Genomic DNA, 24,142 nt, shown 5'->3' with positions numbered 1-24,142 from the left:
GCGCGCGGAGCTCCGAGACCCCGCGGATCGGCGCCCCCGGACAGGGCGCCGGTAAACCTCGGATCAGTGGAACGGGAAGATGTAGTTCATCCAGGCCGCCATGCGCAGAAGAATCTTGCGCATGATCGCCACGTGGTGGAAATGCTGGCTGTACAGCGCCGCCTGGCCGTAGGAGCCGCCGGGCATCAAGGGGGCGTACTGGGCGTAATCCGGGTCGGTGATCTCGATGAACACCGGCACGCGGCCGGCCGGCGGCGAGCCGGTGTAGCTGAGCAAGGTGCCGGAAGGCTGGACCTGGCCCTCACCGATCACGCCGATGACCTGCTTGACCTTGCCACTGAAGACCTTGCCGGGAATGCCGTCGAATGCAATCTCCGCCTCATCCCCGGAGGTCAGGCGCAGTTGGCTGTTCTGGCGCATCCAGGCAACGAAGTACTGGCCCTCGTCCGGCACGAAGACCATGGAAGGACGTAGCGGCAGCCGGGTCGCCATCATCCCCGGACGCAGCGAAACGTGTGTCACGAAGCCGCGCGAGGGCGCACGCACCACCGTGTTGTCGAGGTTGAACTGGGCCAATGCCAGTTGAGCATTCAGGTCGTCGACGCGGGCGGTGGTCAGGTCGACATCACGCTTGTTGCCCACGTTGCGCAACGCCAGCTCGCGGGCGCGGGCCTGATCGGCGCGCGCTGACACCAGTTGCGCCCTGATCGAATCCAGCTTCAGCTGGAACGGCTTGGGATCGATACGGAACAGCACGGCGCCCTTCTCGAGCATCTCGTTGCCCTTCACCGGCACCTCGATCACCTGGCCGGTCACCACCGGTATGACCGGCGTGGTCACGAAATAGGTTCGCGCCACCTCGGAATAGGGGTGGTTGTAGTTCATGGTGAAGATCAGTGCGCCGATCAGCACCACGCCGCCGAGCACAGCGGTGGGCACCGTCCACTTGTTCAGCGGGATGCGGAAGATCTTGAAGATGGCGATACAGATGGCGGTGTAGGTCAGGATCAGCAACAGGTCCATGGTTCAGCCCTCCCCGCCGGATGAAGGCACCGCCGGCGGCGGAGACACCGGCGGCGTCTCCGGGGCAGCCGCGACAGCGCGGCCTTCCAGGACCTCCAGGCGCTGGCGCAGTTCGGCCAGCTGCGCTTCGAGATACTCCGCTTCGGCCTCCGCTGTTCGACCGTGGTGAAATCCCCAGCCCCGATCCTTGCGATACAACATGGCCCAGATCCACAGGAACGGCCACAGCGCATGCAGGGTGAACAAACTGACCCAGCCGGCCGCGTGGATCGCGTCCTGGTGGGGGTGGTCGCGGTGCACCGCGATCTCATAGGGAATGTCGTGCAGCACGATGATCCCGTAGAACAACACCACAGCGGCGAAGATCAGTATCCCCAGCGCAACGTAATCGAGCATCCCGCCCTCCTTGCTCCCCGAGCCCAGTGCCGCGGCGAGTCGACTGAGTATGGATGAGCCATGGCAATCTGCACGATCGTCGAGACGCCCGAATGGCGGGTTTCGAGCAATAGCCAGGGCTACCCCGGCAGGTCGGCTCCAACGGCCCCCGTTCGTCCGACCAACGGGCTCGTGGGTGGTTTTTCGCTTTCACTGCAAGGACGGCTCATCGGGAACAACCGCCATGCGAAAGCCCCCCTTGCTGCTGCTCATCGGCGCACTGGCCATACTGCTGGGCGGCTCGTCCTGCGGCAGCCACAACGACCGCAACGACGCACCGCGCCCACCGCCCATGGACGACGGCCAGATGGGCTACCGCACCATCCCGCAGCACCAGATGTAGCCGCAGGTGCAGTCGATTCCGCGGCGCTGAGGCGAATCGGCCCTGTACCGGCGGCTCCCTGCACGAACGGGCCATGCCCGTGATCGCGCGCCTGGCGCGCTTCTACCCAGACCCTGGGCGCATCAGGATCACCCGCGCTACCCCCAACGCCAGCGCGCCGGCCACAGCGAAGCCGACGATGGTCGCCGCGCCACCGTCGCGCTGCAGGACGTCGGTCAGGGCTGCCAGGCCCACGGCCAGGAACAGCAACACCAGGCCGACCCACTGCAGGCGCTGGGCTCGCAGGTGCCAGGACGCTCGCTGCACGCTCTCGTTGCGCATGACCGAATCTCCACAGGGGGCGTTTCCCTCACGCTAACAGGGAACGCGTGCCGCGGCGCAGCAGCTGACGAAGCGCCCGCGGCGGCATGCCAGAGCGGCCCGACATTGATGCAGGTCCTCGTGATCTGCGCGTAACTGTCTATCCTTCACCAGGCTGTCATGAAACAGGGAAGGGGCAATGCCGAAGAAGCTGGTGCTGGTAGCGCTCGTTGCGCTGCTGCTGGGGGGTGGGCTGTGGTGGTACCTGCAGTCCCGCGCAAGTGACGACAAACGCCTGGTGCTCTACGGCAACGTGGACATCCGCCAGGTGTCGCTGGCCTTCATCGGCAGCGAGCGCATCGCGAAGATGAATGTCGAGGAAGGCGACGTGGTGAAAGCTGGCGACGTGCTGGCGAGCCTCGACACACGCACCCTGCGCCTGCAGATCGACAAGGCCCAGGCGCAGATCGCCGCCCAGGAGCAGAACCTGCTGCGCCTGAAGAACGGCTCGCGCCCCGAGGACATCGACCGCGCCAAGGCGCAGGACAAGGCCGCGCGTGCCCAGCTCGACCTCGCCAACACGCAGTTGCGCCGGCTCGAAGGCATCCGCGCCAACAGTCCCGGCGGCCGCGCAGTCAGCCAGCAGGACATCGACAGCGCCACCTCGCAGCAGAAGGTCGCCCAGGCCGAGCTGGAAGACCGGCAGAAATCCCTGCGCCTGGCGCAGATCGGCCCACGCGTGGAAGACATCGCCCAGGCCGAGGCCCAGCTCGCCGCCGCCCGCGCCGACGTGGCGCTGCTGCAGCACAACCTCGACGAGGCCGACCTCAAGGCACCGCAGAACGCCACCGTGCGCTCGCGCCTGCTGGAGCCCGGCGACATGGCCTCGCCGCAGCGCCCGGTTTACTCCCTGGCGCTGACCGATCCGAAATGGATCCGCGCCTACGTCAGCGAAACCAACCTGGGCCGCGTCAAACCCGGCATGAAGGCCCAGGTGTTCACCGACAGCCATCCGGACCAGGCCATCGACGGGCACATCGGCTTCATCTCCTCGGTGGCCGAGTTCACGCCCAAGTCGGTACAGACCGAGGAGCTGCGCACCAGCCTCGTCTACGAGGTGCGGGTGCTGGTGGCCGACCCGGACAACCGCCTGCGCCTGGGGATGCCGGCTACGGTACGCTTCGCCGACGAGCCGCGCTGATGGCGCCCGTTCAGAAACGCCTCAATGAAGGTCCGGTCATCCACGCCGAGGGCCTGGCCAAGCATTTCCTGGTGAAAGAGTCGGGCAGGACGGTACAGGCGCTCAAGGACATCAGCCTGGACATCCCGCGCGGCCAGCTCACCGCGCTGGTCGGCCCCGACGGCGCCGGCAAGACCACCTTCCTGCGCCTGGTCGCCGGGCTGCTGCAGGCCGACACCGGCACGCTCACGGTGCTCGACGTGGACGTCCACGCCCACCCGCAGCAGGTACAGGACCGCATCAGCTACATGCCGCAGCGCTTCGGCCTCTACGAGGACCTCAGCGTGCAGGAGAACCTCGACCTCTACGCCGACCTCCACGGCGTGCCCCACCAGCAGCGCGTCGAACGCTATCAGCGCCTGCTGGAGATGACCGACCTGACGCGCTTCACCGATCGCCCGGCGGGCAAGCTCTCCGGCGGCATGAAGCAGAAGCTGGGACTGGCCTGCACCCTGGTGCGCTCGCCGGACCTGCTGCTGCTCGACGAACCCACCGTCGGTGTCGATCCGCTGTCGCGCCGCGAACTCTGGGAGATCATCCAGCAGCTGATCGAGCAGGAGCAGCTCAGCGTGCTGGTCTCCACCTCCTACATGGACGAAGCCGAGCGCTGCGCCGAAGTCTTCCTGCTGCACCAGGGCCAACTGATGGCCAAGGGCGACCCGGCGTCGATCCGCGAGCACGCCGACACCCTCTGCTTCATTGCCACCCCGCCCGCCGGCGAGCCTGCGCGCACCCTGCAGGCGCGGCTGCTGGAGGATCACCAGAACGTCGTCGACGCCGTGCCGCAATCCGGCGAGGTGCGCTTCATCCGCCAGCCGGATGCGGACCAGGGCAAGCTCGACCAACTGCTCGACGGCGCACCGGTACGCCAGGTGGACGCACGCCTGGAAGACGGCTTCATGTTCCTCCTGCGCGCCCGCAGCGATGCCGAGGCGGTGGACATGGAATCCCTGAAAGCCGGTACGCACCGTCATGAGGACAGCAACGAAGCGGTGATCGAAGTGAAGGACCTGGTGCGCAAGTTCGGCGACTTCACCGCCGTCGCCAGCACCAGCTTCAGCGTGCGCCGCGGGGAAATCTTCGGCCTGCTCGGCCCCAACGGCGCCGGCAAGACCACCACCTTCCGCATGCTCTGCGGGCTGCTGCCGGCCACCAGCGGCACGCTGCAGGTGGCCGGGGTCAACCTGCGCCACGCACGGGCCCAGGCGCGGCGCAAGGTGGGCTACGTGTCGCAGAAGTTCTCCCTCTACGGCAACCTCTCGGTGGCCGAGAACCTGCGCTTCTTCGGTGGCGCCTACGGCCTGGGCGGCAAGCGCCTGAGCCAGCGGATGGACGCGGTGTCCCGCCAGTTCGACTTGAGCGGCCAGGAAGACTCGCCCAGCGGCCAGCTGCCCGGCGGCTTCAAGCAGCGCCTGGCGATGGCGGTCGGCCTGCTCCACGAACCGGAAATCCTCTTCCTCGACGAACCCACCAGCGGCGCCGACCCCCTCGCCCGCCGCGGTTTCTGGCAACGCATCACGGCGCTGGCGGCCTCCGGCACCACCATCATCATCACCACGCACTTCATGGAAGAAGCCGAGTACTGCGACCGCATCGTCATCCAGGACGCCGGCAAGCTGCTGGCCATGGGCACTCCGCAGGAAGTCCGCGAGCAGGCCGGCGGCAAGGGCAGCACGCTGAACATGGAGCAGGCGTTCATCGAAATCGTGGAAAGCAACCGCCATCAGGCCAAGGCAGGCGCCGCATGAGCGCCGGCGGCTTCTGGCGGCGCCTCGCCTCGCTGACCCGCAAGGAAGTGCGGCAGCTGGTGCGCGATCGCAGCAACCTGCTGATCGGCATCGGCCTGCCCATCGCGCTGATCCTGATCTTCGGCTACGGCCTGTCGCTGGACGTGAAGCGCGCCATCGTCGCCATCGTTCTCGACGACCCTTCCCCCGTAGCCCGCGACGTGGCGGCTGGCATCAGCCGCACCGAGTACCTCGAGCCGCATTGGGTGCGCTCCTTCGCCGAGGGTGAAGCGCTGATGAAGGCCCGCGAGGTGGACGCCCTGGTGCAGTTCCCTGCCGACTTCACCCGCCGCCTGAACGACGGCAACGCGCAGGTCCAGGTGCTGGTGCAGGGCTCGGACGCCACCCGCGCCGCCAGCGTCTCCACCTATGTCAGCAGCGCCCTCGCCGGCTATGGCGAGAAACAGGCCGACCGCAGTGCCGGCAGCTCCAGCCAGGCAGGCGCGGTCACCATCGTCCAGCGCATGTGGTTCAACGCCGCCAACACCAGCACCTGGTACCTGGTGCCGGGGCTGATCGTGCTGATCATGACCCTGGTCGGCGCCTTCCTCACCGCCCTGGTGATGGCCCGCGAATGGGAGCGCGGCACACTGGAGGCGCTGTTCGTCACGCCGGTGCGGCCGGTGGAAATCCTCCTGGCGAAGATCATCCCCTGCTTCGGCATCGGCATGATCGGCCTCGCCCTGTGTCTGCTCGCCGCGCGTTTCCTGTTCGACGTGCCGCTCTACGGCTCCTTCGTGGTGCTGGTGATCGCGTCCATGCTCTACATGCTGGTGGCGCTGGGCATCGGCCTGCTGATTTCCTCGGTGACCAAGAACCAGTTCCTCGCCAGCCAGATCGCCCTGCTCGCCAGCTTCCTGCCGGCAATGATGCTCTCCGGCTTCATCTTCGACCTGCGCAACGTGCCCACCGCCATCCGCGTGATCGGCAACCTGCTGCCGGCGACCTACTTCATGGAACTGGTGAAGTCCCTGTTCCTGGCCGGCGACTTCTGGCCAATGATCCTCAAGAACTGCGCGATCCTCGCCGCCTACGCCGTCGCTCTGCTGGGCCTGGCGCGAATGGTGACGCGCAAGCGGCTGGACTAGAACGTGTTCAAGGTCTCGCCGAGCGCAGCCCAGACAAGGCGGAAACGGGCGAAAAAGCGCAGTTTACGTGCTGTAAATGAGCATTTTGAGCCTGTTACCAACGCAGTATGGGCAAGCGCAGGCAGACATTGAGCAGGTTCTGACGACATGGAATTTCTCTGGCGCATCCTCAACCTCTGGCGCAAGGAACTGCTGGTGATCCTCAAGGACCCGGCCAACCGCATTGTGCTGGTGGCGCCCGTACTGATGCAGAGCGTGCTGTTCGGCTACGCGGTAACCTTCGACCTCAACGACGCGCCTTACGCCATCCTCGACCTCAGCCACAGCGAATCCTCCACCCGCCTCGCCTCGCGCCTGGACGGCAGCGGCATCTTCCACCGGGTAGCGACCCTGACCCGCGTCGAGGAAATCCAGACCGTGATCGACGAGCAGAAGGCGTTGCTGGTGATCCACATCCCCTCGGACTTCCAGACCCGCCTGGCGCAAGGCGACCCGGCGCCGATCCAGGTCATCCTCGACGGCCGCAACTCCAACACCGCCGGCTCCGCCGCCGCAGGGCTGGCCGTGGTGGTCGGGCAGTTCAACCAGGAACAGGGCCTCGCCTCGGCGCCCATCAGCGTGGTCAGCCGCTCCTGGTACAACCCCAACCTGGAAACCCGCTGGCCGCTGATCCCTGCGCTGATCGCCACCCTGAGCATGATGCAGACGCTGATGCTCACCGCCCTCTCGGTCGCCCGCGAGCGCGAACAGGGCACCTTCGACCAGTTGCTGGTGACACCCTACACGCCGCTGGAAATCATGCTCGGCAAGGCCATTCCGCCCCTGCTGATCGGCATGGTGCAGGCCACGCTGGTCCTGCTGATGGCGCTGTTCTGGTTCCGAATACCCATGGCCGGCTCGCTGTTCAACCTCTACGGAGGGCTGGCGGTGTTCACCATCGCCTGCGTCGGGCTCGGCATGTCGATCAGCGCGGTATCGCTGAACATGCAGCAGGCGATGCTCTACACCTTCGTGCTGATCATGCCGCTGACGCTGCTTTCCGGCCTCGCCACGCCGGTGCGCAACATGCCCGAGTTCCTGCAGGTGGTGACCTACGCCAACCCCCTGCGCTTCGGCATCGACCTGATCCAGCGCGTCTACCTCGAAGGGGCGAGCCTGATCGATGTCTGGCACAACCTGATTCCCATGCTGGTGGTGGCCGCCGTCACCCTGCCCCTGGCCTCGTGGCTGTTCCGCCACCGGCTTGCGTGAGAGAAAGACCATGAAGCACAACCTCACTCCCATCGCCCTCACCGTCCTGGCCCTTGCCGGCTGCGCCGTCGGCCCTGATTACGAAGCGCCGCAGACCCAGGCCCCGGCCGGCTGGCAAGCCGCACACTCCGGTGAAGGCCAGTTGCACCCTGCCGAGGGCAGCGTCCGCCTCGGTGAGGACTGGTGGACGCTGTTCAACGACCCGGTGCTGAACAACCTGCAACGCCGCGCGGACAAGGCCAGCCCCGACCTGAATACCGCCGTGCTGCGCTTCGCCCAGAGCCGCATGCAACGGCAGATGGTGGCGTCCCAGCGCGGTGTGGACGTCAACGCCACCGGCGCGGTGACTCGCCAGCGCATGAGCGAGAACGGCGCCAACGCACTGATGATCCAGCGCATCGCTCCCGGCGCCAGCAGCGATGAGATCAGCAAGGTGCTGGCCGAGCCCTTCACCCTCTACCAGGCCGGCTTCGACGCCTCCTGGGAGCCCGACCTGTGGGGCCGCGTCCGCCGCTCCGTCGAGGCCGCCGACGCCAGCGTGGCGGCGCAGCAGGCAATGTTCGAGGAAACCCGTCTGGGCGTCTCCGCCGAACTGGCCCGCGCCTACTTCGAGCTGCGTGGCGTGCAGCAGCAGATCGCCGTGGCCAATCAGGACATCAGTGCCACCGAGGAATCCCTGCAACTGATCCAGGTACGCGCCGACGGCGGGCTGGTGGACGACTTCGATGTCGAGCGCCAGCGCGGCCAGCTCGCCGAACTGCGCTCCAGCCTGCCGCAGCTGCACGCCAGCGAAAGCGCGGCGATCAACCAGATCGGCGTGCTGATCGGGGCCGAACCCGGCAGCCTGCGCGATGACCTGAAGCCCGTTGTCCAGGCCGCCCCGCAAACGCCCGACCTGAGCCTCGGATTGCCGTCGGACGTGGCCCGCCGCCGCCCGGACATCCGCGCCGCCGAAGCCCAGTTGCACGCGGCCACCGCCAACATCGGCGTGGCCGTGGCCGATCTCTACCCGTCGATCCGCCTGGGCGCCAAGTTCGGCTACGAGTCGGCAGACGACGGCAGGTTCAGCGACTGGGGCAGCCGCACCTGGAGCGTCGGCCCGAGCCTGTCACTGCCGCTCTTCGACAACGGTAGGCGGCGCTCGCAGATCAACCTGCGCAAACTGGAGCAGCAGGAAGCCGCGGTCTCCTACCAGCAGACCGTGCTCAAGGCCTGGCAGGAAGTGGACGACGCCCTCAGCCACTATGGCGCCGAGCGCCAGCGCAACCAGCGCCTGCAGGAAAAACTGCACAGCAGCGACGTCGCCTACGGCATGGCCAAGGCGCGCTATGCCGGCGGCATGACGGACTTCCTGGTGGAGCTGGACGCCCAGCGCGCCTACCTGCAATCGCGCCGCGACGTGGTGGACAGCGACACCCAGCTGCGCCTGACGCTGATCGCCCTGTGCAAGGCGCTTGGCGGCGGCACGCCGGCGCCGGAGGCCAGCGCCAGCCGCTGAGCTCAGTTCTTCTGGGCGGTGAGCTTGCCGTCGCGCAGGTCCTTGGCGACCCGGCGCTGCATCTCGTAGGCCGGCGCCTCCACGGCGTCGAAGTCCTCGGAATAGCGCGTGGCGAAGCCCTGTACACCCCACTCCTGGTATTGCTTCACGTGCCACAGTTCGTGAGCCCAAAGGGCGACGTCCTTCTGCGCGTCGTCCTCGCTGCGAAAGACGATCACGTCCACCAGGGTGACGGCCTCGGTGTCGGGGTTCTGCATGATCGCCTGGGCGGCGTTCAGCTCATCCAGGGCGCCGGTGGAATAGCGCGCCGCCATCAGCACCTCGTCGGAGAAATACGGCTGCAACTGGGCACGGATCGCCAGCGGAATCGGCTCGGTGCCACCCTGCTCCGCCTGGTCGCGGGACTGCTGCAGCCACACGCCCAGCGCCTGGGCCGCCATCCTGCGGGTATCGGACAGCACCGGGCCGAGCACCGCCCCCAGGTCCGGCAGGCAGGTGCAGGTATCCAGGCAGACCTGGCGCTGCCCCGACGGACAGGTCACGGCCAGGGCATCGACGGACGCGGCCAACCCGGCAAGCAGCGCCAGGGCGCGCAGGATACGGGTTGCAAGGGGGGATGGCATGGAAAGGCTCCGCGACAACTTGGAGAAAGACATGCTGCTCAGACAGTGGTGCGGCGCGATCATGCCATGCCGCCAGCAAAAAAAGAGCGCTGGCGCGACGTATGAAACTTCTGATAGCTTCTGGCCCATGAATGCCGCCAACCGCACCTTCCAGCAGATTATTACCACCATCGCTCCGATGGTGGGTTAGCGCATTCCGCGAACAACCAAACCCGCCTCCCGGCGGGTTTTTTAATGCCCGCCGTCCGAGGCTCCCGACTGAGGAGACACTGATGGACCAGGCACCTTCCCCTACTCTTTCCGCGGCACCGCATCCCCTGCAAGCGCTCATCCAGGCCGCCGACGACGCCATCGGCCGCGAGGATTTCGACGCACTGCTCGGGTTCTACACCGACGATGCGGTGCTGGTGGTCAAACCCGGCCTGCTGGCGCGCGGCAAGGCGCAGATCCGCCAGGCCTTCGTCGCCATCGCCGAGCACTTCGGGCACAAGCTGCGGGTGCGCCAGGGTCGCCTGGAAATCCTCGAAACCGGCGACACCGCCCTGGTGGTCGCACAAACCCTGCTCGACACCAGCCACGGCAAGCTGAGCCGCCGCGCCACCTACGTCTTCCGCCGCGATGCCGACGGCGCGTGGCGCTGCGCGGTGGACAACTCCTACGGCACCGACTTGCTGGAGGCAACGACATGAGCACAGGCACCCTGCACCTGCTGTGCGGCAAGGCGGCGTCGGGCAAATCCTGCCTCGCCCGCGAATTGGCCGAAGCGCCGGGCACCGTGATGCTGGCCGAGGAGCAATGGCTGGCGGAATTGTTCCCCTGGGGCATCAGCAATCCCGACGACTACCAGCTCTACGCTCGCCGCGTGCGCAAGGTCATGGGCCCGCACGTGGTCGGCCTGCTGCGCGCCGGCACCAGCGTGGTGCTGGACATCCCCGCCAACACCCTGGCCGACCGCCGCTGGCTGATCGACCTGGCGCAACAGGCCGGCGCCGCGCACTGTCTGCACTTCCTCGACATCGACCCGGCCACCTGCCGCAGCCGCCTGCTGGCGCGCCACGCCATCGCCCCACTGGCGGCACCGCTGGACCCCGCCGGCTACGAGGCGCTCAACCGCTACTTCGTCGCCCCGCGACCGGAGGAAAAACTGCAGGTGCAGCGTCATGGCGCCTGAGCGCGTAGAATCGCCGCCCCGATTGACCCGATCGCCTGAATCAGAAAGACCGGAAAGATGAACACCGACGCCATCGCCACCCTGCGCGAGCAACTGCTCGGCGCCCTGAACCCCGTCCCCGTGGAAACCCGCCGCCTGTTCCATGGCCGCGGTCGCCGCTGGCCAGGGCTGGAGCAGGTCACCGCCGACTGGCTGGAAGGCGTACTGCTGGTGTCGCTGTTCCGCGAGCCGGCCGCGGATGAGCTGTCGTCGCTGCGGGCGATGCTGGTGGAACTGGCCCAAGGCGACATCTGGCGCGCAACCGGCGCCCGCAGCCTGATGCTGCAGCATCGCTACACCCTGGAAAGCACCATGGAAGTGCTCCACGGCGAAGCGTTCGACGGCTGGCAGATCAGCGAACACGGCCTGCGCTACCAGCTGGACCTGGGCCGCAAGCAGAACAACGGCCTGTTCCTCGACATGCGCTACGGCCGCCAGTGGGTGCAGGCCAACTCCGCAGGCCTTCGGGTGCTCAACCTGTTCGCCTACACCTGCGGCTTCTCCGTGGCGGCGATGGCCGGCGGCGCGCAGAAGGTGGTCAACCTCGACATGGCCCGCGCCGCCCTCAGCCGTGGCCGCGACAACCACCGCCTGAACGGCCACGACCTGTCGAAGGTGAGCTTCCTCGACCACGACCTGTTCAAGTCCTGGGGCAAGGTGAAGAAATCCGGCCCGTACGACCTGATCATCATCGACCCGCCGAGCTTCCAGAAAGGCAGCTTCGTCCTCGACAAGGACTACGCCCGCGTCCTGCGCCGCCTGCCGGAACTGCTGGACGGCGCCGGCACCGTACTGGCCTGCGTCAACGACCCGGCCGTCGGCGTCGACTTCCTGCTCCAGGGCATGGCCGCCGAGGCGCCGCAGCTGCGCTTCATCGAGCGCCTGGAAAACCCGCCGGAGTTCGCCGATATCGAGGAAGACAGCGGCCTCAAGGCGCTGGTGTTCCGGTTGGATTGATAGCGCCGCCTTACCGCTGCGTGACGCAAAAACGGCGGATAACCGAGACCGGTTTTTCGCCCTACGAATGGGCGCATCAGTTCGAGGCTCCGTAGGGCGCATAGCGCCTATGGGGTTGACCCGCCGCCCCGTCCTTTGTAGGAGCGAGCGTGCTCGCGAACCCCGCTTCACGCCTGACCATTCGGTGCAATGCGTTCGCGAGCAAGCTCGCGCCTACAGAAAAGCCCGACATATCCCGATGAAAGGCCGCCACAACCCTTGCAGCCACGCCCCCATCACGCCATCCTTGCCACTGTATGTAAAACCAGTGCCTACCGATGTCCGCGCCGCTCGACCCCAGCCTCTATTACCTGACCAACTTCCACCGCGCCCTCGACTGGATCGACGAACGCTACGCCGACCTGCTCGACGCCGAGGAAGCCCGGTTCATCGCCGACTTCCGCGCGCTGCCGCTGCCGTCGCGTGCGCTGCTGGTGCGGCTGGTCATGCGCAAGGGGCCGCACTTTCGCGCCGGCAAGCTGAGCTACGCGGAGATCGGCGATATTCCCGATGCCGCCGCGCCGCTGCTGGAACTGGGCTGGCTGGACGATGCCTATCCGCTCGCGCTGGAGGAACTGCTGCCACTGCTGCTCAAGGACGAACTGCTCGCGCGCTTTCGCGATGACCTGCCGCGCGGCACGCTGAAGAAGTCCGAGTTGTACGAGCACCTGCATGCCTATCACGAGCAGGTGCAGCCCTTCGCCGGCTGGTACCCGGGCCTCGACCCGCTCTACACCCTGATGGCGACGCCGCTGTGCGACCGCCTGCGCCTGCTGTTCTTCGGCAATCTGCAGCAGGACTGGTCCGAATTCGTCCTCGCCGACCTCGGTATCTTCCGCTACGAAACCGTCCCCTTCACCGCCGATTCCCGAGCCTTCCGCCGCCGCGACGACCTGGAGGCCTACCTCCACCTGTGGAACGGCGCGGTGCGCTTCGACACCGGCGAGCCCATCGCCGAGCTGCTGACCGAACTCGGCGACTTCCACAGCGACAACGCCTACCTGCAAGCCCGCCACGGCCGACTGCTGTACCGCATGGCCTACCAGTTGGAGCGCGAAGGCGAGCTGGACGCTGCGCTGGCGCTGTACCAGCGCACCGTTGCCGGGGGCTCGCGGCAGCGGCAGATTCGCGTGCTGGAACGCCTGCAACGCTTCGAGGAAGCCCACGCCCTCGTGCAGACCGCCCTGGCCGCGCCGGAAAGCGACGGCGAGCTGCAGTTGGTCGAGCGCGCGCTGACCCGACTGATCCGCCAGCTCGGCCTGCCGAAGGAAAAATCCGCCAAGGCCACGCCGCCGCTGCGCATCGACCTGGAGCTGCCGCGCCCGGACGTCAATGTCGAGTTCGCCGTGCAGGCCGTGCTCAATGAGGACAAAGCGCCGGTGCACTACGTGGAGAACGCGCTGGTCTGCAGCCTGTTCGGCCTGCTCTGCTGGGAGGTGATCTTCGCCCCGCTGCCCGGCGCCTTCTTCCACCCTTTCCAGGCCGGGCCGAGCGACCTCAACCGCAGCGACTTCGTCAGCCGCCGCGCGGACGCTTTCGCCGCACGCCTGGCGCTGCTGGACAGCACTGCGTACCTCGCAGCGATCCGAGAAACCTACGCCGCCAAGTTCGGCCTCCTTTCCCCCTTCGTGCACTGGGAGCTGCTGGATGAAAATTTCCTGGAACAGGCCCTGCACTGCCTGCCGGCGGCGCACCTGAAGCTGTGGTTCGAGCGTCTGCTGGCCGATCCGAAGGCCAATCGCGCCGGCATGCCCGACCTGATCCAGTTCTGGCCCGGCGAGGGTCGCTACCGGATGATCGAGGTGAAAGGCCCCGGCGACCGCCTGCAGGATAATCAGAAGCGCTGGCTGGCCTTCTGCGCCGAGCACGGCATGCCGGTGGAAGTCTGCTACGTGCGCTGGCAAGGCGAGACGGAAGAAGCTCAATGAGCTACGCCATCGCCGTGCGCGCGCTGTGCGAATTCACCGCCAAGGAAGGTGACCTCGACCTGCGCTTCACCCCCGCTCCCACGGCTCAGGAAGGCATGGCCGGGCACGCCACGGTGGTGTCCCGGCGGGGGTTGGGCTACATCGCCGAACTGCCGCTGCGCGGCGAATACCCGGGGCTGGTGGTCAGTGGCCGCGCCGACGGCTACGACCCGGCCGAAAACCTGCTGGAAGAGATCAAGACCCACCGCGGCGACGTCGCGCGCATCCCGCAGAACCACCGGCTGCTGCACTGGGCGCAGGTCAAGGTGTACGGCTGGCTGCTGTGCCAGACGCTGGAGATCGACGCCATCGACCTCGCCGTCGTCTACTTCAACGTCATCACCCAGAAGGAGACCGAGTTCCGCGAGCGCTTCGCCGCCGCCGAGCTGCGCGCCTTCTTCGAGCTGCAATGCCAGCGCTTTGTGCAATGGGCCGAGCAGGAAAGCGCCCACCGCGTCGAACGCGACCAGGGGCTGGAGGCGCTGCGCTTCCCCTACGCCGACTTCCGCCAGGGCCAGCGCATGCTCGCCGAGTCGGTCTACCGCGCTGCCCGCGACGGTGAGACGTTGATGGCCCAGGCCACCACCGGCATCGGCAAGACCCTCGGTACGCTGTTCCCGCAGCTCAAGGCCTTCCCCGGCCAGCAACTGGACCGGCTGTTCTTCCTTACCGCCAAGACCCCCGGCCGACGCCTGGCCCTGGACGCCCTGGCGACACTGCGCCAGCAGGAGGCCGCCCAGCCGCTGCGGGTGCTCGAGCACGTTGCCCGTGACAAAGCCTGCGAGCATCCGGACAAGGCCTGCCACGGCGAATCCTGCCCGCTGGCCAAGGGTTTCTACGACCGCCTGCCTGCCGCCCGCGAGACCGCGCTAAAGCGGTGCTGGCTGACCCAGGAGGCGGTGCGCGAGGTGGCGCTGGAACACCAGGTCTGCCCCTACTACCTGAGCCAGGAGCTGTGCCGCTGGTCCGACGTGGTGGTGGGCGACTACAACTACTACTTCGACATGACCGCCCTGCTCTACGGCCTCACCGTACTCAATGACTGGAAGGTCACCCTGCTGGTGGACGAGGCGCACAACCTCATCGAGCGCGGCCGCGGCATGTACAGCGCCGAGCTGGACCAGGGCGAGTTCAACGCCCTGCGCAAGGTCGCCCCGGCCAAGCTGAAAAGCGCGCTGGAACGTGTCGGCCGGCACTGGAACCAGCTGCACCAGGACCAGGACGTCGACTACCAGATCTACCCGACCATCCCCGATCTGTTCATCGCCGCGCTGCAGAAGGCCGTCAGCGCCATCACCGACCACCTCACCGACCAGCCCACCGGCAACGAGGCCGAGCTGTTGCGCTTCTACCTCGACGCCATGCTGTTCTGCCGGCTGGCCGAGGCCTACGGGCCGCACTCGCTGTTCGACATCACCCGCCACGACGTCAGCGCGCGCCGCGTGCTCTCGACCCTGTGCCTGCGCAACGTGGTGCCGGCGCCCTTCCTCGCCGAGCGCTTCAAGGTCGCCCACAGCACCACGCTGTTCTCCGCCACGCTGACGCCGCCACACTACTACGCCGACCTGCTCGGCCTCCCCGAAGACACCGGCTGGCGCGAAGTGGAGTCGCCCTTCCACGCCGAACAGCTGGACGTCCACGCGTTGAGCAACCTGTCCACCCGCTACCAGCACCGCGAGGCCAGCCTCACGCCGATCAGCACCCTGATGGCCCGGCAGTTCCGCGCACGCCCCGGCAACTACCTGGCCTTCTTCAGCAGCTATGCCTACCTGCAGCAGGCACTGGAACGCTTCACCGCCGAACACCCGGACATTCCCTGCTGGGCGCAGTCGCGCAGCATGAACGAGCTGGAGCGCCAGGCCTTCCTCGACCGTTTCACCACGGGCTCGCGCGGCATTGGTTTCGCCGTGCTCGGCGGCGCCTTCGGCGAGGGCATCGACCTGCCCGGCGACCGCCTGATCGGCGCCTTCATCGCCACGCTGGGCCTGCCGCAGGTGAACGAGATCAACGAGGAGATCAAGCAGCGCATGCAGGGGATGTTCGGCGACGGTTACGACTACACCTACCTGTTCCCCGGCCTGCAGAAGGTCGTCCAGGCGGCCGGGCGGGTGATCCGCACGCCCACGGATTCGGGGGTGATCTACCTGCTCGACGACCGCTTCAACCAGCCGGAGGTGCGCAAGCTGCTGCCGGTGTGGTGGAAGCCGGAGAGGCTGAAGTTCATCGCCGACCCGCCGCGGTTCAAGGCGCCGCAGGGGTATCTGTTGCTGTAACTCCCGCAGGTGGAAATCCCTTTTTTCGCGATTGATCGTGTGCCGTGTGGTTCGCGAGCAAGCTCGCTCCTACGAACAGCGCGACATCCCCCCGCCTGGCTCTGGCTCTGGCTCCCAAAAGACTTCCAGAGAAATATCCGCACGCGCCGAATGCCCCGTTCAGAAGGCCTCGTTGAAGCGGAGTTTCAGGGGTTGAGCGACATGGATGTCGCGAGAGCGGCGATGGGCCAGGGATGGCCCTTCGACGCGTGCCCCTGAAACTTCGGTTCAACGAGGGAATTTTTCGCCTAAGCGAAAAACCGGATGTCCGGGGCCAGACTTTTTGGTTCCTTTTGGGGCGTTTGCCAAAAGGGACTCGCCCGAGGGGGCGAAACAAGAAGCTTGGGCGCACCCTGAAGCGACGCAGGAACACCCAGGCCGAGGCAACGACATCGCGGACAAAGTCCGCTCCTACGATCTTGGATACGGTGGAGCAAACGTGTAGGAGCCCCAACGTCCGTCAGACCAACCGCCATTGACGGAACCATCCTACCGGATAAACTGTATATCCATACAGCATTATCCGAGCAATTCCATGACCCTCCATCCCACCTCCATCCCCCGGCCCTCTCGCCGGGCGCATGACTGTCGCCGCCTGCCGGCCGGGAGGCCGTGATGGGCAGCGTGGTTGCGCTCGACACCCTGTTCCACCAGCGCCAGGTCTGGAAGGGCCAGCCCCAGGGCCTGCCGCCCAGCCTGCAGCCCACCGGCCATGCCGTACTGGATGCCGCCCTGCCCAGCGGTGGCTGGCCGGAAGCGGCGCTCAGTGAAGTTCTCCTGGCCGCCGAAGGCACCGGCGAACTGCAACTGGTCTGGCCGACCCTCGCGCGGCTCAGTGCAGCCGGCGAGCGCATCGTGCTGGTCGCCCCGCCCCATGTGCCCTACCCGGCCGCCTGGCAGGCCGCCGGCGTCGCGCTGGAGCAACTCGCCATCGTCCAGGCGACGGGGCGCGATGCGCTCTGGGCCGCCGAGCAGTGCCTGCGCTCGGGCAGCTGCGGCGCCGTGCTGTGCTGGCCGCAGCAGGCCGACGACCGAGCCCTGCGCCGCCTGCAGGTCGCCGCCGAAACCGGGCAGACCCTGGCCATCGCCTACCGCCCGCAGCGCGAAGCACTCAACCCCTCGCCCGCCGCATTGCGCCTGGCGCTGGACGCCAACCCGGCGCAGCTGCGCGTGCTCAAGTGCCGTGGCGGCCTGGCGCCGACGCGGCCCATCCCGCTGCCCTGGCACTGAGATCGCCATGCTCTGGGCCTGCATTCTCCTGCCACAGCTGGCCATGGACGGCGTGCTGCGCGGCCGTCCCGAGCCGGACGCCGCCCTGGCGCTGCTCGCCGGGCCGCCCCAGCGCCGCGTGCTGCAGGCGGTCAACCCGGCTGCGCGGGCGCTGGGGCTCAAGCCCGGTCAGTCACTCACTGCCGCCCAGGCCCTCAGCCGTGAATTCGCCACCGCCGAGTACGACCTGCGTGACGTGCAGCGCTGGCAGAACCTGCTGGCCGCCTGGGCCTACGGATTCAGCTCGCAGGTCAGCCAGCACTACCCGCGCGCGCTGCTGCTGGAAGTGCAATCGAGCCTGCAGCTGTTCGGCCCCTGGCCGCGCTTCGAGGCACGCCTGCGCGAAGAGTTGAACGGACTGGGCTTCCGCCACCGCATCACCGCCGCACCCAATCCGGCCGCCGCGCGCATCCTCGCCAACGGCCACGACGGCCTGGCGATCCACGACAACCAGCAGCTGCGCCAGTACCTGGGCAGGATGCCGCTGGAGCGCCTGGGCCTGGAGCGCGATGCCGCCACGGCGCTGGGCCGCATGGGCCTGCGCAGCCTGCAGCAACTGCTCGCCCTGCCCCGCGAAAGCCTGGCCCGGCGCTTCCCGCCACAGGTGCTGCGGCAGGTCGACACCCTGCTCGGCCAACGCCCGCTGGCCCTGGAGTTCTACCGACCGCCGGACTGTTTCGAGTCGCGCATCGAACTGAATTTCGACGTGGAATCCACCCAGGCGCTGCTGTTCCCGCTGCGCCGCCTGACCACCGATCTCGCCGCCTTCCTCGCCGGGCGCGACAGCGGCGTGCAGCGTTTCGTCCTCCATCTGGAACACCACGAAGGCAGCGACACGCTGATGCCGGTCGGCCTGCTCAGCGCCGAGCGCGAGGCGGCGATGCTCTTCGAGCTGAGCCGTGGCCGCCTGGAACAACTGCAATTGCGCGCCCCGGTGCACAGCGTGCGACTGCTGGCCGACGACCTGCCGCCCTTCGTGCCGCAGCACCGCGAGCTGTTCGACGACCGCCCGCAGCAATCGCTGCCCTGGGAGCAGCTGCGTGAACGCCTGCGCGCACGACTGGGCGATGACGCCGTGCACAGTCTCGGCGGCCGCGCCGACCATCGTCCGGAGCGCGCCTGGCAAGGCAGCTCCACGCCGCTGCAGGCCATCACCGACGTCCCACGCCCCGGCTGGCTGCTGGCGGAGCCCCAGCCACTGCGCGAGTTCGCGCCGGCGCTGCTGGCCGGTCCGGAGCGCATCGAATCCGGCTGGTGGGACGGCGAGGACATCCGCCGCGACTACTACCAGGTGCGCACCCGCAGCGGGCAGCGCGCCTGGGTGTTCCGCCCGGTGGGCGACGACGGGCCCCTGCTGCTGCACGGCTGGTTCGCATGAGCGCGGAGAGCGAAGGCATCGGCTACGCCGAGCTGCACTGCCTGTCCAACTTCAGCTTCCAGCGTGGCGCCTCGAGCGCCACCGAGCTGTTCGAGCGGGCGAAGAAGCTGGGCTACCGGGCGCTGGCGATCACCGACGAATGCAGCCTGGCCGGCATCGTCCGTGCCTGGCAGGCCTCGAAGGAGACCAAGGTTCCCCTGATCACCGGCAGCGAGCTGAGTATCGAGCACGGCCCGAAGCTGGTGCTGCTGGCCGAGAACCTGACCGGCTACGAGAACCTCTGCCGCCTGCTCACCCACGCCCGGCGCCGCGCCGAGAAAGGCAGCTACCGCCTGGTGCGCGCGGACTTCGACGGCAACCTCGACCACCTGCTGGCGATCTGGCAGCCACGGGACGAGCAGGACGACGACGGTCTCTGGCTGCGCGGGCTTTTCCCCGAGCGTCTGTGGCTGGGCGTCGAACTGCACAAGGGCCCGGACGACACCGGCAAGTTGCGTCGCCTGCGGGAACAGGCCGCGCGCCTGGAGATTCCCGCCGTAGCCTGCGGCGACGTGCACATGCACGCCCGTGGCCGCCGCGCCCTGCAGGACTGCATGACCGCCATCCGCCAACACCTGCCGGTGCACGAGGCCGGCCAGCACCTCTATCCCAATGGCGAACGGCATCTGCGGCCATGGGAGGCGCTGGCGTCGATCTACCCCGCCGAGTTGCTGGCGGAGACGCTGGAGATTGCCGAGCGCTGTACCTTCGATCTGGGTCAACTCGACTACCAGTACCCGCGCGAGCTGGTGCCCGAAGGCCATACGCCCGCCAGTTGGCTTTGCGCCCTGACGCAAAAAGGTATTCACGAGCGTTGGCCTGCAGGAGCGAGAAAAAAGGTCATCAAACGGATTCGCAAGGAATTGCGGCTGATCATCGAACTGAAATACGAAAGCTATTTCCTCACAGTCCATGACATCGTCCGGTTTGCCCGCTCGCAACATATCCTCTGCCAAGGACGTGGCTCAGCCGCCAACTCTGCCGTGTGTTTCACCCTGGGGATTACCGAACTCGACCCGACACACATCAATCTGCTGTTCGGCCGCTTCATTTCCCGCGAACGCAAAGAACCGCCGGATATCGACGTCGATTTCGAGCACGACCGCCGTGAGGAAGTCATCCAGTATGTGTTCCAGCGCTACGGCCGCACGCGCGCTGCGCTTACGGCAGTCGTCAGTACCTATCGAGGCGCCGGCGCTGTGCGCGACGTGGCCAAGGCATTGGGCCTGCCGCCGGATCAGGTCGGCGCACTGGCCGATTGCTGCGGACATTGGAGCCGCAAAGGTCCGCCACGCGACCGTCTGATTGAGTCCGGCTTCGATCCGGACAGTCCAGTGCTTCGTCGTGTCCTCGTATTGACGGAGCAATTGATTGGCTTTCCTCGCCACCTGTCACAACACCCCGGCGGTTTCGTGATTTCCCAGCAACCATTGGAAAACCTGGTGCCGGTGGAAAATGCCGCGATGCCCGAGCGCACCTTGATCCAATGGGACAAGGATGATCTTGACGCAGTCCGTCTGCTCAAAGTCGACGTGCTTGCCTTGGGAATGCTCAGCGCCCTACGCCGCTGTTTCGACCTGATCGAACGTTATCGTGGTCAGCGCTGGACACTCGCTACCCTGCCGCAGGAGTGCCCGAAGACCTACGAAATGATCAGCCGTGCCGACACCGTCGGGGTGTTCCAGATCGAGTCCCGCGCACAAATGGCCATGCTGCCGCGCCTCAAGCCCGAAACGTTTTATGACCTGGTCATCGAAGTCGCGATCGTCCGCCCAGGCCCGATCCAAGGCGACATGGTGCATCCCTACCTGCGCAGACGAAACAAGGAAGAGCCCGTTACCTATCCGTCCAAAGCTCTGGAAAAGGTCTTCAGACGCACCTTGGGTGTTCCGCTGTTTCAGGAACAGGTTATGGAAGTGGCCGTCATTGCCGCCGATTACACCCAAGGTGAAGCGGACCACCTCCGCCGATGCATGGCCGCGTGGAAACGTCATGGCGGTCTGGAGCCGCACCGCCAGCGTCTTTTCCAAGGCATGTTGAAGAACGGCTACACCCAGGATTTCGCCGAGCGCATCTTCAAACAGATAGAAGGCTTCGGCAGCTACGGCTTCCCCGAATCCCACGCTGCCAGCTTCGCCCTGCTCACCTACGCCAGCTGCTGGCTGAAATGCCACGAGCCGGCGGCCTTCACCTGCGCGCTGATCAACAGCTGGCCCATGGGCTTCTACAGCCCCGACCAGCTGCTGCAGGACGCCCGCCGCCACGGCCTGGAGATCCGTCCGGTGGACGTGCGCCACAGCCACTGGGACTGCACCCTGGAACCCATCGCCGAACGCCAGCCGGCCATCCGCCTCGGTCTGCGCATGGTGCGCGGGCTGCGCGAGGACGTGGCCAATGCTATCGCCCGGGCGCGCAATCAACGGCCCTTCGCGGACGTCGCTGACCTCTGCCTGCGCGCCCATCTCGACGGTCGTGCCCGCGAGCAATTGGCCGACGCCGGCGCCCTGCGCGGCCTCGCCGGCCATCGGCACAAGGCGCGCTGGGCGATTGCCGGAGTCGAGCCGCAGTTGCCGCTGTTCGCCGGCCAGGTCACCGAGGAAGCACCGGTCAGCCTGCCGCTGCCCAGCCGCGGCGAAGACCTGCTCACCGACTATGCGACCCTCGGCACCACCCTCGGCCCGCACCCCATGACCCTGCTGCGTGGCGCCCTCAAGGCCCGGCGCTGCCGCAGCTCACGGGAACTGACCACGCTGGAAGCCGACCGCCCGGTGCGCGTCGCCGGCCTGGTCGTCGGCCGCCAGCGCCCCGGCACGGCCAGCGGCGTCACCTTCGTCACGCTGGAAGACGAGTTCGGCATGATCAACGTGATCGTCTGGCGCGACCTCGCCGAACAGCAGCGCCGCCCCTTCCTCAGCGCCCGCCTGATGCAGGTGGACGGCACCCTGGAGGCCAAGGACGGCGTACGCCATGTGATCGCCGGGCGACTGACGGACCTGAGCGGGTTGCTGGAGGGACTGGATGTGCGGAGTCGGGATTTCCACTAGCGCCGGCTCACAGCGGTATCATGCGCCCCAGTCATGCAAACCCTGGATGGATCCATGAAATCGAACGGACGCTCGCTGCTCTCCCTGCTTTTCGCCGCGCTCACCGGCACGGCACTGTCTTTCACTACCCTGGCCGCCGACAACACGCTGCCCGCCGGGGAGTATCTGGCCAAGGGCGGCTGGGGCACCCTGGTCATTCAGAAGGCCAAACAAGGCGCCCAGGTTTTCAGCCTCGAATCCCTGGGCGCCAACGGTCATTCCTGCTCGCTGGACGGCAGCATTCGCAACGGCGAAGCCAACCTGCATGAAGACTGGCAGGAAGGCACCTGCACCGTGACGTTCAAGCTGCAGGACAACAGCATTGAAGTCAGCAACGAACTGACTGACAGCTGCCGGAGCTATTGCGGCGCCCGCGCCGGCTTCGCCGGCACCTATCTGAAACCGGCCCCCGGCTGCAGCAACGAAGCCCTGCGCCAGACCCGCAATCGCTTCAAGAGGCTCTACGACAGCAAGGACTACGCCGGCGCCGAACGCCTGCTCGCCCCGGTGCTGAGCGACTGCAAGGCCACCCTCCACTGGCTGGACGAGCTGGCCACCCGCAACGACCTGGCCCTGACCCAGGCCAAGCTCGGCCAGGGCAAGGCCTGCCGCAACACGCTGGATTCGATGGTCGACGACGCCAAGCGCTACAGCGGCCCCCAGGACGACAATACCGCCATCTGCGACAGCGGCGATCGCTACCTGCCCCCGGCGGACTGCGACGGCTATCTGCGCCAGGTCCGCGCCGCCAAGACCAACCTGGGCTGGTGCGAACGCGCCGGGGGTTGATCCGCGACTTAGGGCGCATGACCCGGAACGCGTTATCCGCCATTGCGGCGGATAACGCTTGAAGCGTTATTCGCCCTACATAACTATTTCCGCCGATAACTCTTGTTCCCGCTGGGCGTCAGGCAATACACACCGCCACGCGGCCCCGTACAGAAAGTGCCGCTGCTGCATGAACAGGAACCATCGTCGGCGGAGAAGCGTTGAAGTGAAGGCGCCGAAGAGCTGCTGACACCCAGGTAGGCCGGGCAGCTCTTCTTAGAGCCGCTAATGGAGCCGTCGTTGCACAGGAAGAGCTCGCCCTGGCAGCGGGCAATGCCACCCTTGCTGCCAGAACAAGGCGTATTGGCCGCCAAAGCCAGCGTCGTGGCAAACACCAGCGTCATCCCTATCGACCAGACCGATCCCTTGCGCATCCTGCGTCCACCCACTGAATAGTGGCGCGATGCTATAGCGCAACGGCGATTTTGTCAGGCAGGGTCTGAAGGCAATGTCTCTCAGTGCATTGGAATTTGCCCATGGCGCCCACGCCCCTTAACCTCCCGCTATTTCCCCGTTGGCCAGCCCCATGATCACCCTCCGCCACATCGAAGTCTTCCGCGCGGTCATGACCACCGGCAGCGTCACCCGCGCAGCGGTTTTCCTGCACACCAGCCAGCCCACCGTCAGCCGCGAGCTGGCGAGGCTGGAGCAACTGGTCGGCTTCGAGCTGTTCCTGCGCGAACGCGGCCGGCTGGCGCCGACGGCGCGGGCGTTGATGCTGTTCGAGGAGGTGGAGCGCTCCTTCACCGGGCTGGATCGGATCGTCGCCTTCGCCGGGAGCCTGGGGCAGTTCGCCGAGGGCAAGTTCTCCATCGGCTGCCTGCCGGCCTTATCCCAGGCACTGCTGCCGGAAGCCTGCAAGCGCTTCAGCCGGGAAAACCCGGCGATCAGCCTGGAAGTGGCGGCACTGGAATCGCCACACCTGGAGGAAGCCCTCAGCGCCCAGCACCACGACATCGGCCTGATCGAGAACGACGACGCCCCGCGCGGCACCGAGTTGCAGCCACTGCTGGCGGTGGACGAGGTATGCATCCTCCCGGATGGCCATCCCCTGCTGGCCCGCGAGCGTCTGGAGGCGGCGGATTTCGCCGGCCTGCCCTTCGTCAGCCTGGCCACCAGCGACCGCTACCGGCACCTGATCGACGCCGTGTTCCTCGGTGCTGGCGTGCAGCGGCAGATGCAGGTGGAAACCCACAGCGCCGTGTCGGTGTGCAGCATGGTGCGCGCCGGACTGGGCCTCGCCGTGGTCAACCCGATCACCGCACTGATGTTCCAGGGCCAGGGCATCCAGTTGCGCCCGCTGGCGTTCTCGCTGCCGTTCCAGGTGAGCGTGGCAAAGCCCCTGTATCGCCCCGCTACGCCGCTGCGCGAGCGCTTCGTGGCAGCACTCCAGGCAGAGGCCGACCTGCTGGTCCAGCGCCTGCGCGAAGCCGGCGTGGGCTGCACCCTATATCAAAATTGAATTGACCAGA

The 24,142-nt window shown here is 67.0% G+C and carries 22 protein-coding genes; 17 read left to right on the top strand and 5 right to left on the bottom strand.

Annotated features, from left to right (window positions below; genetic code table 11):
* Positions 1-63: 63 nt before the first annotated feature.
* A complete protein-coding gene (locus tag AC1ZV1_RS12815; RefSeq protein ID WP_484297053.1) occupies positions 64-1,023 on the bottom strand; it encodes an HlyD family secretion protein in 960 nt (319 codons plus the stop codon).
* Positions 1,024-1,026: 3 nt separating this feature from the next.
* Positions 1,027-1,419 carry a DUF3302 domain-containing protein gene (locus tag AC1ZV1_RS12810; RefSeq protein WP_484297052.1) on the bottom strand — a complete coding sequence of 131 codons (393 nt, stop codon included), beginning with the start codon at positions 1,417-1,419 and terminating at the stop codon, positions 1,027-1,029.
* 223 nt (positions 1,420-1,642) lie between these two features.
* Between AC1ZV1_RS12810 and AC1ZV1_RS12805 the strand changes: the two genes are divergently transcribed.
* Positions 1,643-1,801 carry a hypothetical protein gene (locus tag AC1ZV1_RS12805; RefSeq protein WP_484297051.1) on the top strand — a complete coding sequence of 53 codons (159 nt, stop codon included), beginning with the start codon at positions 1,643-1,645 and terminating at the stop codon, positions 1,799-1,801.
* Positions 1,802-1,903: 102 nt separating this feature from the next.
* On the opposite strand, the gene AC1ZV1_RS12800 is transcribed toward AC1ZV1_RS12805, so the two are convergent.
* A complete protein-coding gene (locus AC1ZV1_RS12800) occupies positions 1,904-2,122 on the bottom strand; it encodes a hypothetical protein (protein ID WP_484297050.1) in 219 nt (72 codons plus the stop codon).
* A gap of 178 nt (positions 2,123-2,300) precedes the next feature.
* On the opposite strand from AC1ZV1_RS12800, the gene AC1ZV1_RS12795 reads away from it, so the two are divergent.
* The 5 genes from AC1ZV1_RS12795 to AC1ZV1_RS12775 all read left to right on the top strand — a co-directional run bounded on the left by AC1ZV1_RS12795 (position 2,301) and on the right by AC1ZV1_RS12775 (position 8,965).
* Entirely contained in the window at positions 2,301-3,302 is a 1,002-nt protein-coding gene (locus AC1ZV1_RS12795) for an HlyD family secretion protein (RefSeq protein WP_484297049.1), read from the top strand.
* Positions 3,302-5,089 (top strand): ATP-binding cassette domain-containing protein, encoded by a 1,788-nt coding sequence (locus tag AC1ZV1_RS12790; RefSeq protein ID WP_484297048.1) that lies wholly within the window; start codon positions 3,302-3,304, stop codon positions 5,087-5,089. Before AC1ZV1_RS12795 ends, AC1ZV1_RS12790 begins: the two co-directional genes overlap by 1 nt.
* Positions 5,086-6,216 (top strand): ABC transporter permease, encoded by a 1,131-nt coding sequence (locus AC1ZV1_RS12785; RefSeq protein WP_484297047.1) that lies wholly within the window; start codon positions 5,086-5,088, stop codon positions 6,214-6,216. The genes AC1ZV1_RS12790 and AC1ZV1_RS12785 overlap by 4 nt, the downstream gene beginning before the upstream one ends.
* 147 nt (positions 6,217-6,363) lie before the next feature.
* Positions 6,364-7,467 carry an ABC transporter permease gene (locus tag AC1ZV1_RS12780; protein WP_484297046.1) on the top strand — a complete coding sequence of 368 codons (1,104 nt, stop codon included), beginning with the start codon at positions 6,364-6,366 and terminating at the stop codon, positions 7,465-7,467.
* A 10-nt stretch (positions 7,468-7,477) separates the two neighbouring features.
* Entirely contained in the window at positions 7,478-8,965 is a 1,488-nt protein-coding gene (locus AC1ZV1_RS12775; protein WP_484297045.1) for an efflux transporter outer membrane subunit, read from the top strand.
* Positions 8,966-8,967: 2 nt separating this feature from the next.
* On the opposite strand, the gene AC1ZV1_RS12770 is transcribed toward AC1ZV1_RS12775, so the two are convergent.
* Positions 8,968-9,588 carry an eCIS core domain-containing protein gene (locus AC1ZV1_RS12770; RefSeq protein WP_484297044.1) on the bottom strand — a complete coding sequence of 207 codons (621 nt, stop codon included), beginning with the start codon at positions 9,586-9,588 and terminating at the stop codon, positions 8,968-8,970.
* On the opposite strand from AC1ZV1_RS12770, the gene AC1ZV1_RS12765 reads away from it, so the two are divergent.
* The 10 genes from AC1ZV1_RS12765 (at position 9,587) to AC1ZV1_RS12720 (ending at position 22,631) form a co-directional block, all read left to right on the top strand.
* On the top strand, positions 9,587-9,778 hold the full coding sequence (locus AC1ZV1_RS12765) for a hypothetical protein (protein WP_484297043.1): 192 nt from the start codon (positions 9,587-9,589) through the stop codon (positions 9,776-9,778). The genes AC1ZV1_RS12770 and AC1ZV1_RS12765 overlap by 2 nt on opposite strands.
* Before the next feature lie 82 nt (positions 9,779-9,860).
* Positions 9,861-10,277 carry a YybH family protein gene (locus AC1ZV1_RS12760; RefSeq protein WP_484297042.1) on the top strand — a complete coding sequence of 139 codons (417 nt, stop codon included), beginning with the start codon at positions 9,861-9,863 and terminating at the stop codon, positions 10,275-10,277.
* Positions 10,274-10,759 carry a P-loop nucleotide/nucleoside kinase family protein gene (locus AC1ZV1_RS12755; RefSeq protein WP_484297041.1) on the top strand — a complete coding sequence of 162 codons (486 nt, stop codon included), beginning with the start codon at positions 10,274-10,276 and terminating at the stop codon, positions 10,757-10,759. Before AC1ZV1_RS12760 ends, AC1ZV1_RS12755 begins: the two co-directional genes overlap by 4 nt.
* Positions 10,760-10,816: 57 nt before the next feature.
* A complete protein-coding gene (locus tag AC1ZV1_RS12750) occupies positions 10,817-11,755 on the top strand; it encodes a class I SAM-dependent methyltransferase (protein ID WP_484297040.1) in 939 nt (312 codons plus the stop codon).
* Positions 11,756-12,072: 317 nt separating this feature from the next.
* Entirely contained in the window at positions 12,073-13,722 is a 1,650-nt protein-coding gene (locus tag AC1ZV1_RS12745; protein ID WP_484297039.1) for a VRR-NUC domain-containing protein, read from the top strand.
* On the top strand, positions 13,719-16,034 hold the full coding sequence (locus AC1ZV1_RS12740) for an ATP-dependent DNA helicase (RefSeq protein ID WP_484297038.1): 2,316 nt from the start codon (positions 13,719-13,721) through the stop codon (positions 16,032-16,034). Before AC1ZV1_RS12745 ends, AC1ZV1_RS12740 begins: the two co-directional genes overlap by 4 nt.
* Positions 16,035-16,688: 654 nt before the next feature.
* Positions 16,689-17,303 carry a translesion DNA synthesis-associated protein ImuA gene (gene imuA / locus AC1ZV1_RS12735; RefSeq protein ID WP_484297037.1) on the top strand — a complete coding sequence of 205 codons (615 nt, stop codon included), beginning with the start codon at positions 16,689-16,691 and terminating at the stop codon, positions 17,301-17,303.
* Between the two features lie 7 nt (positions 17,304-17,310).
* Positions 17,311-18,720 (top strand): Y-family DNA polymerase, encoded by a 1,410-nt coding sequence (locus AC1ZV1_RS12730; protein WP_484297036.1) that lies wholly within the window; start codon positions 17,311-17,313, stop codon positions 18,718-18,720.
* On the top strand, positions 18,717-21,803 hold the full coding sequence (locus AC1ZV1_RS12725; protein WP_484297035.1) for an error-prone DNA polymerase: 3,087 nt from the start codon (positions 18,717-18,719) through the stop codon (positions 21,801-21,803). Before AC1ZV1_RS12730 ends, AC1ZV1_RS12725 begins: the two co-directional genes overlap by 4 nt.
* A gap of 54 nt (positions 21,804-21,857) precedes the next feature.
* Positions 21,858-22,631, top strand: a complete 774-nt coding sequence (locus AC1ZV1_RS12720; RefSeq protein WP_484297034.1) for a hypothetical protein — start codon at positions 21,858-21,860, stop codon at positions 22,629-22,631.
* A gap of 83 nt (positions 22,632-22,714) precedes the next feature.
* Here AC1ZV1_RS12720 and AC1ZV1_RS12715 read toward each other — a convergent pair whose 3' ends face one another.
* Complete coding sequence (locus AC1ZV1_RS12715; protein WP_484297033.1) at positions 22,715-23,044, bottom strand: YdcA family protein; 330 nt, start codon at positions 23,042-23,044, stop codon at positions 22,715-22,717.
* Positions 23,045-23,196: 152 nt separating this feature from the next.
* On the opposite strand from AC1ZV1_RS12715, the gene AC1ZV1_RS12710 reads away from it, so the two are divergent.
* A complete protein-coding gene (locus AC1ZV1_RS12710; RefSeq protein WP_484297032.1) occupies positions 23,197-24,132 on the top strand; it encodes a LysR family transcriptional regulator in 936 nt (311 codons plus the stop codon).
* Positions 24,133-24,142: the final 10 nt, after the last annotated feature.

Source organism: Pseudomonas sp. BB438 (assembly GCF_057180225.1).
The sequence above is the reverse complement of the archived record's forward strand: the minus strand, read 5'-3'. Positions and strand labels throughout refer to the sequence as shown.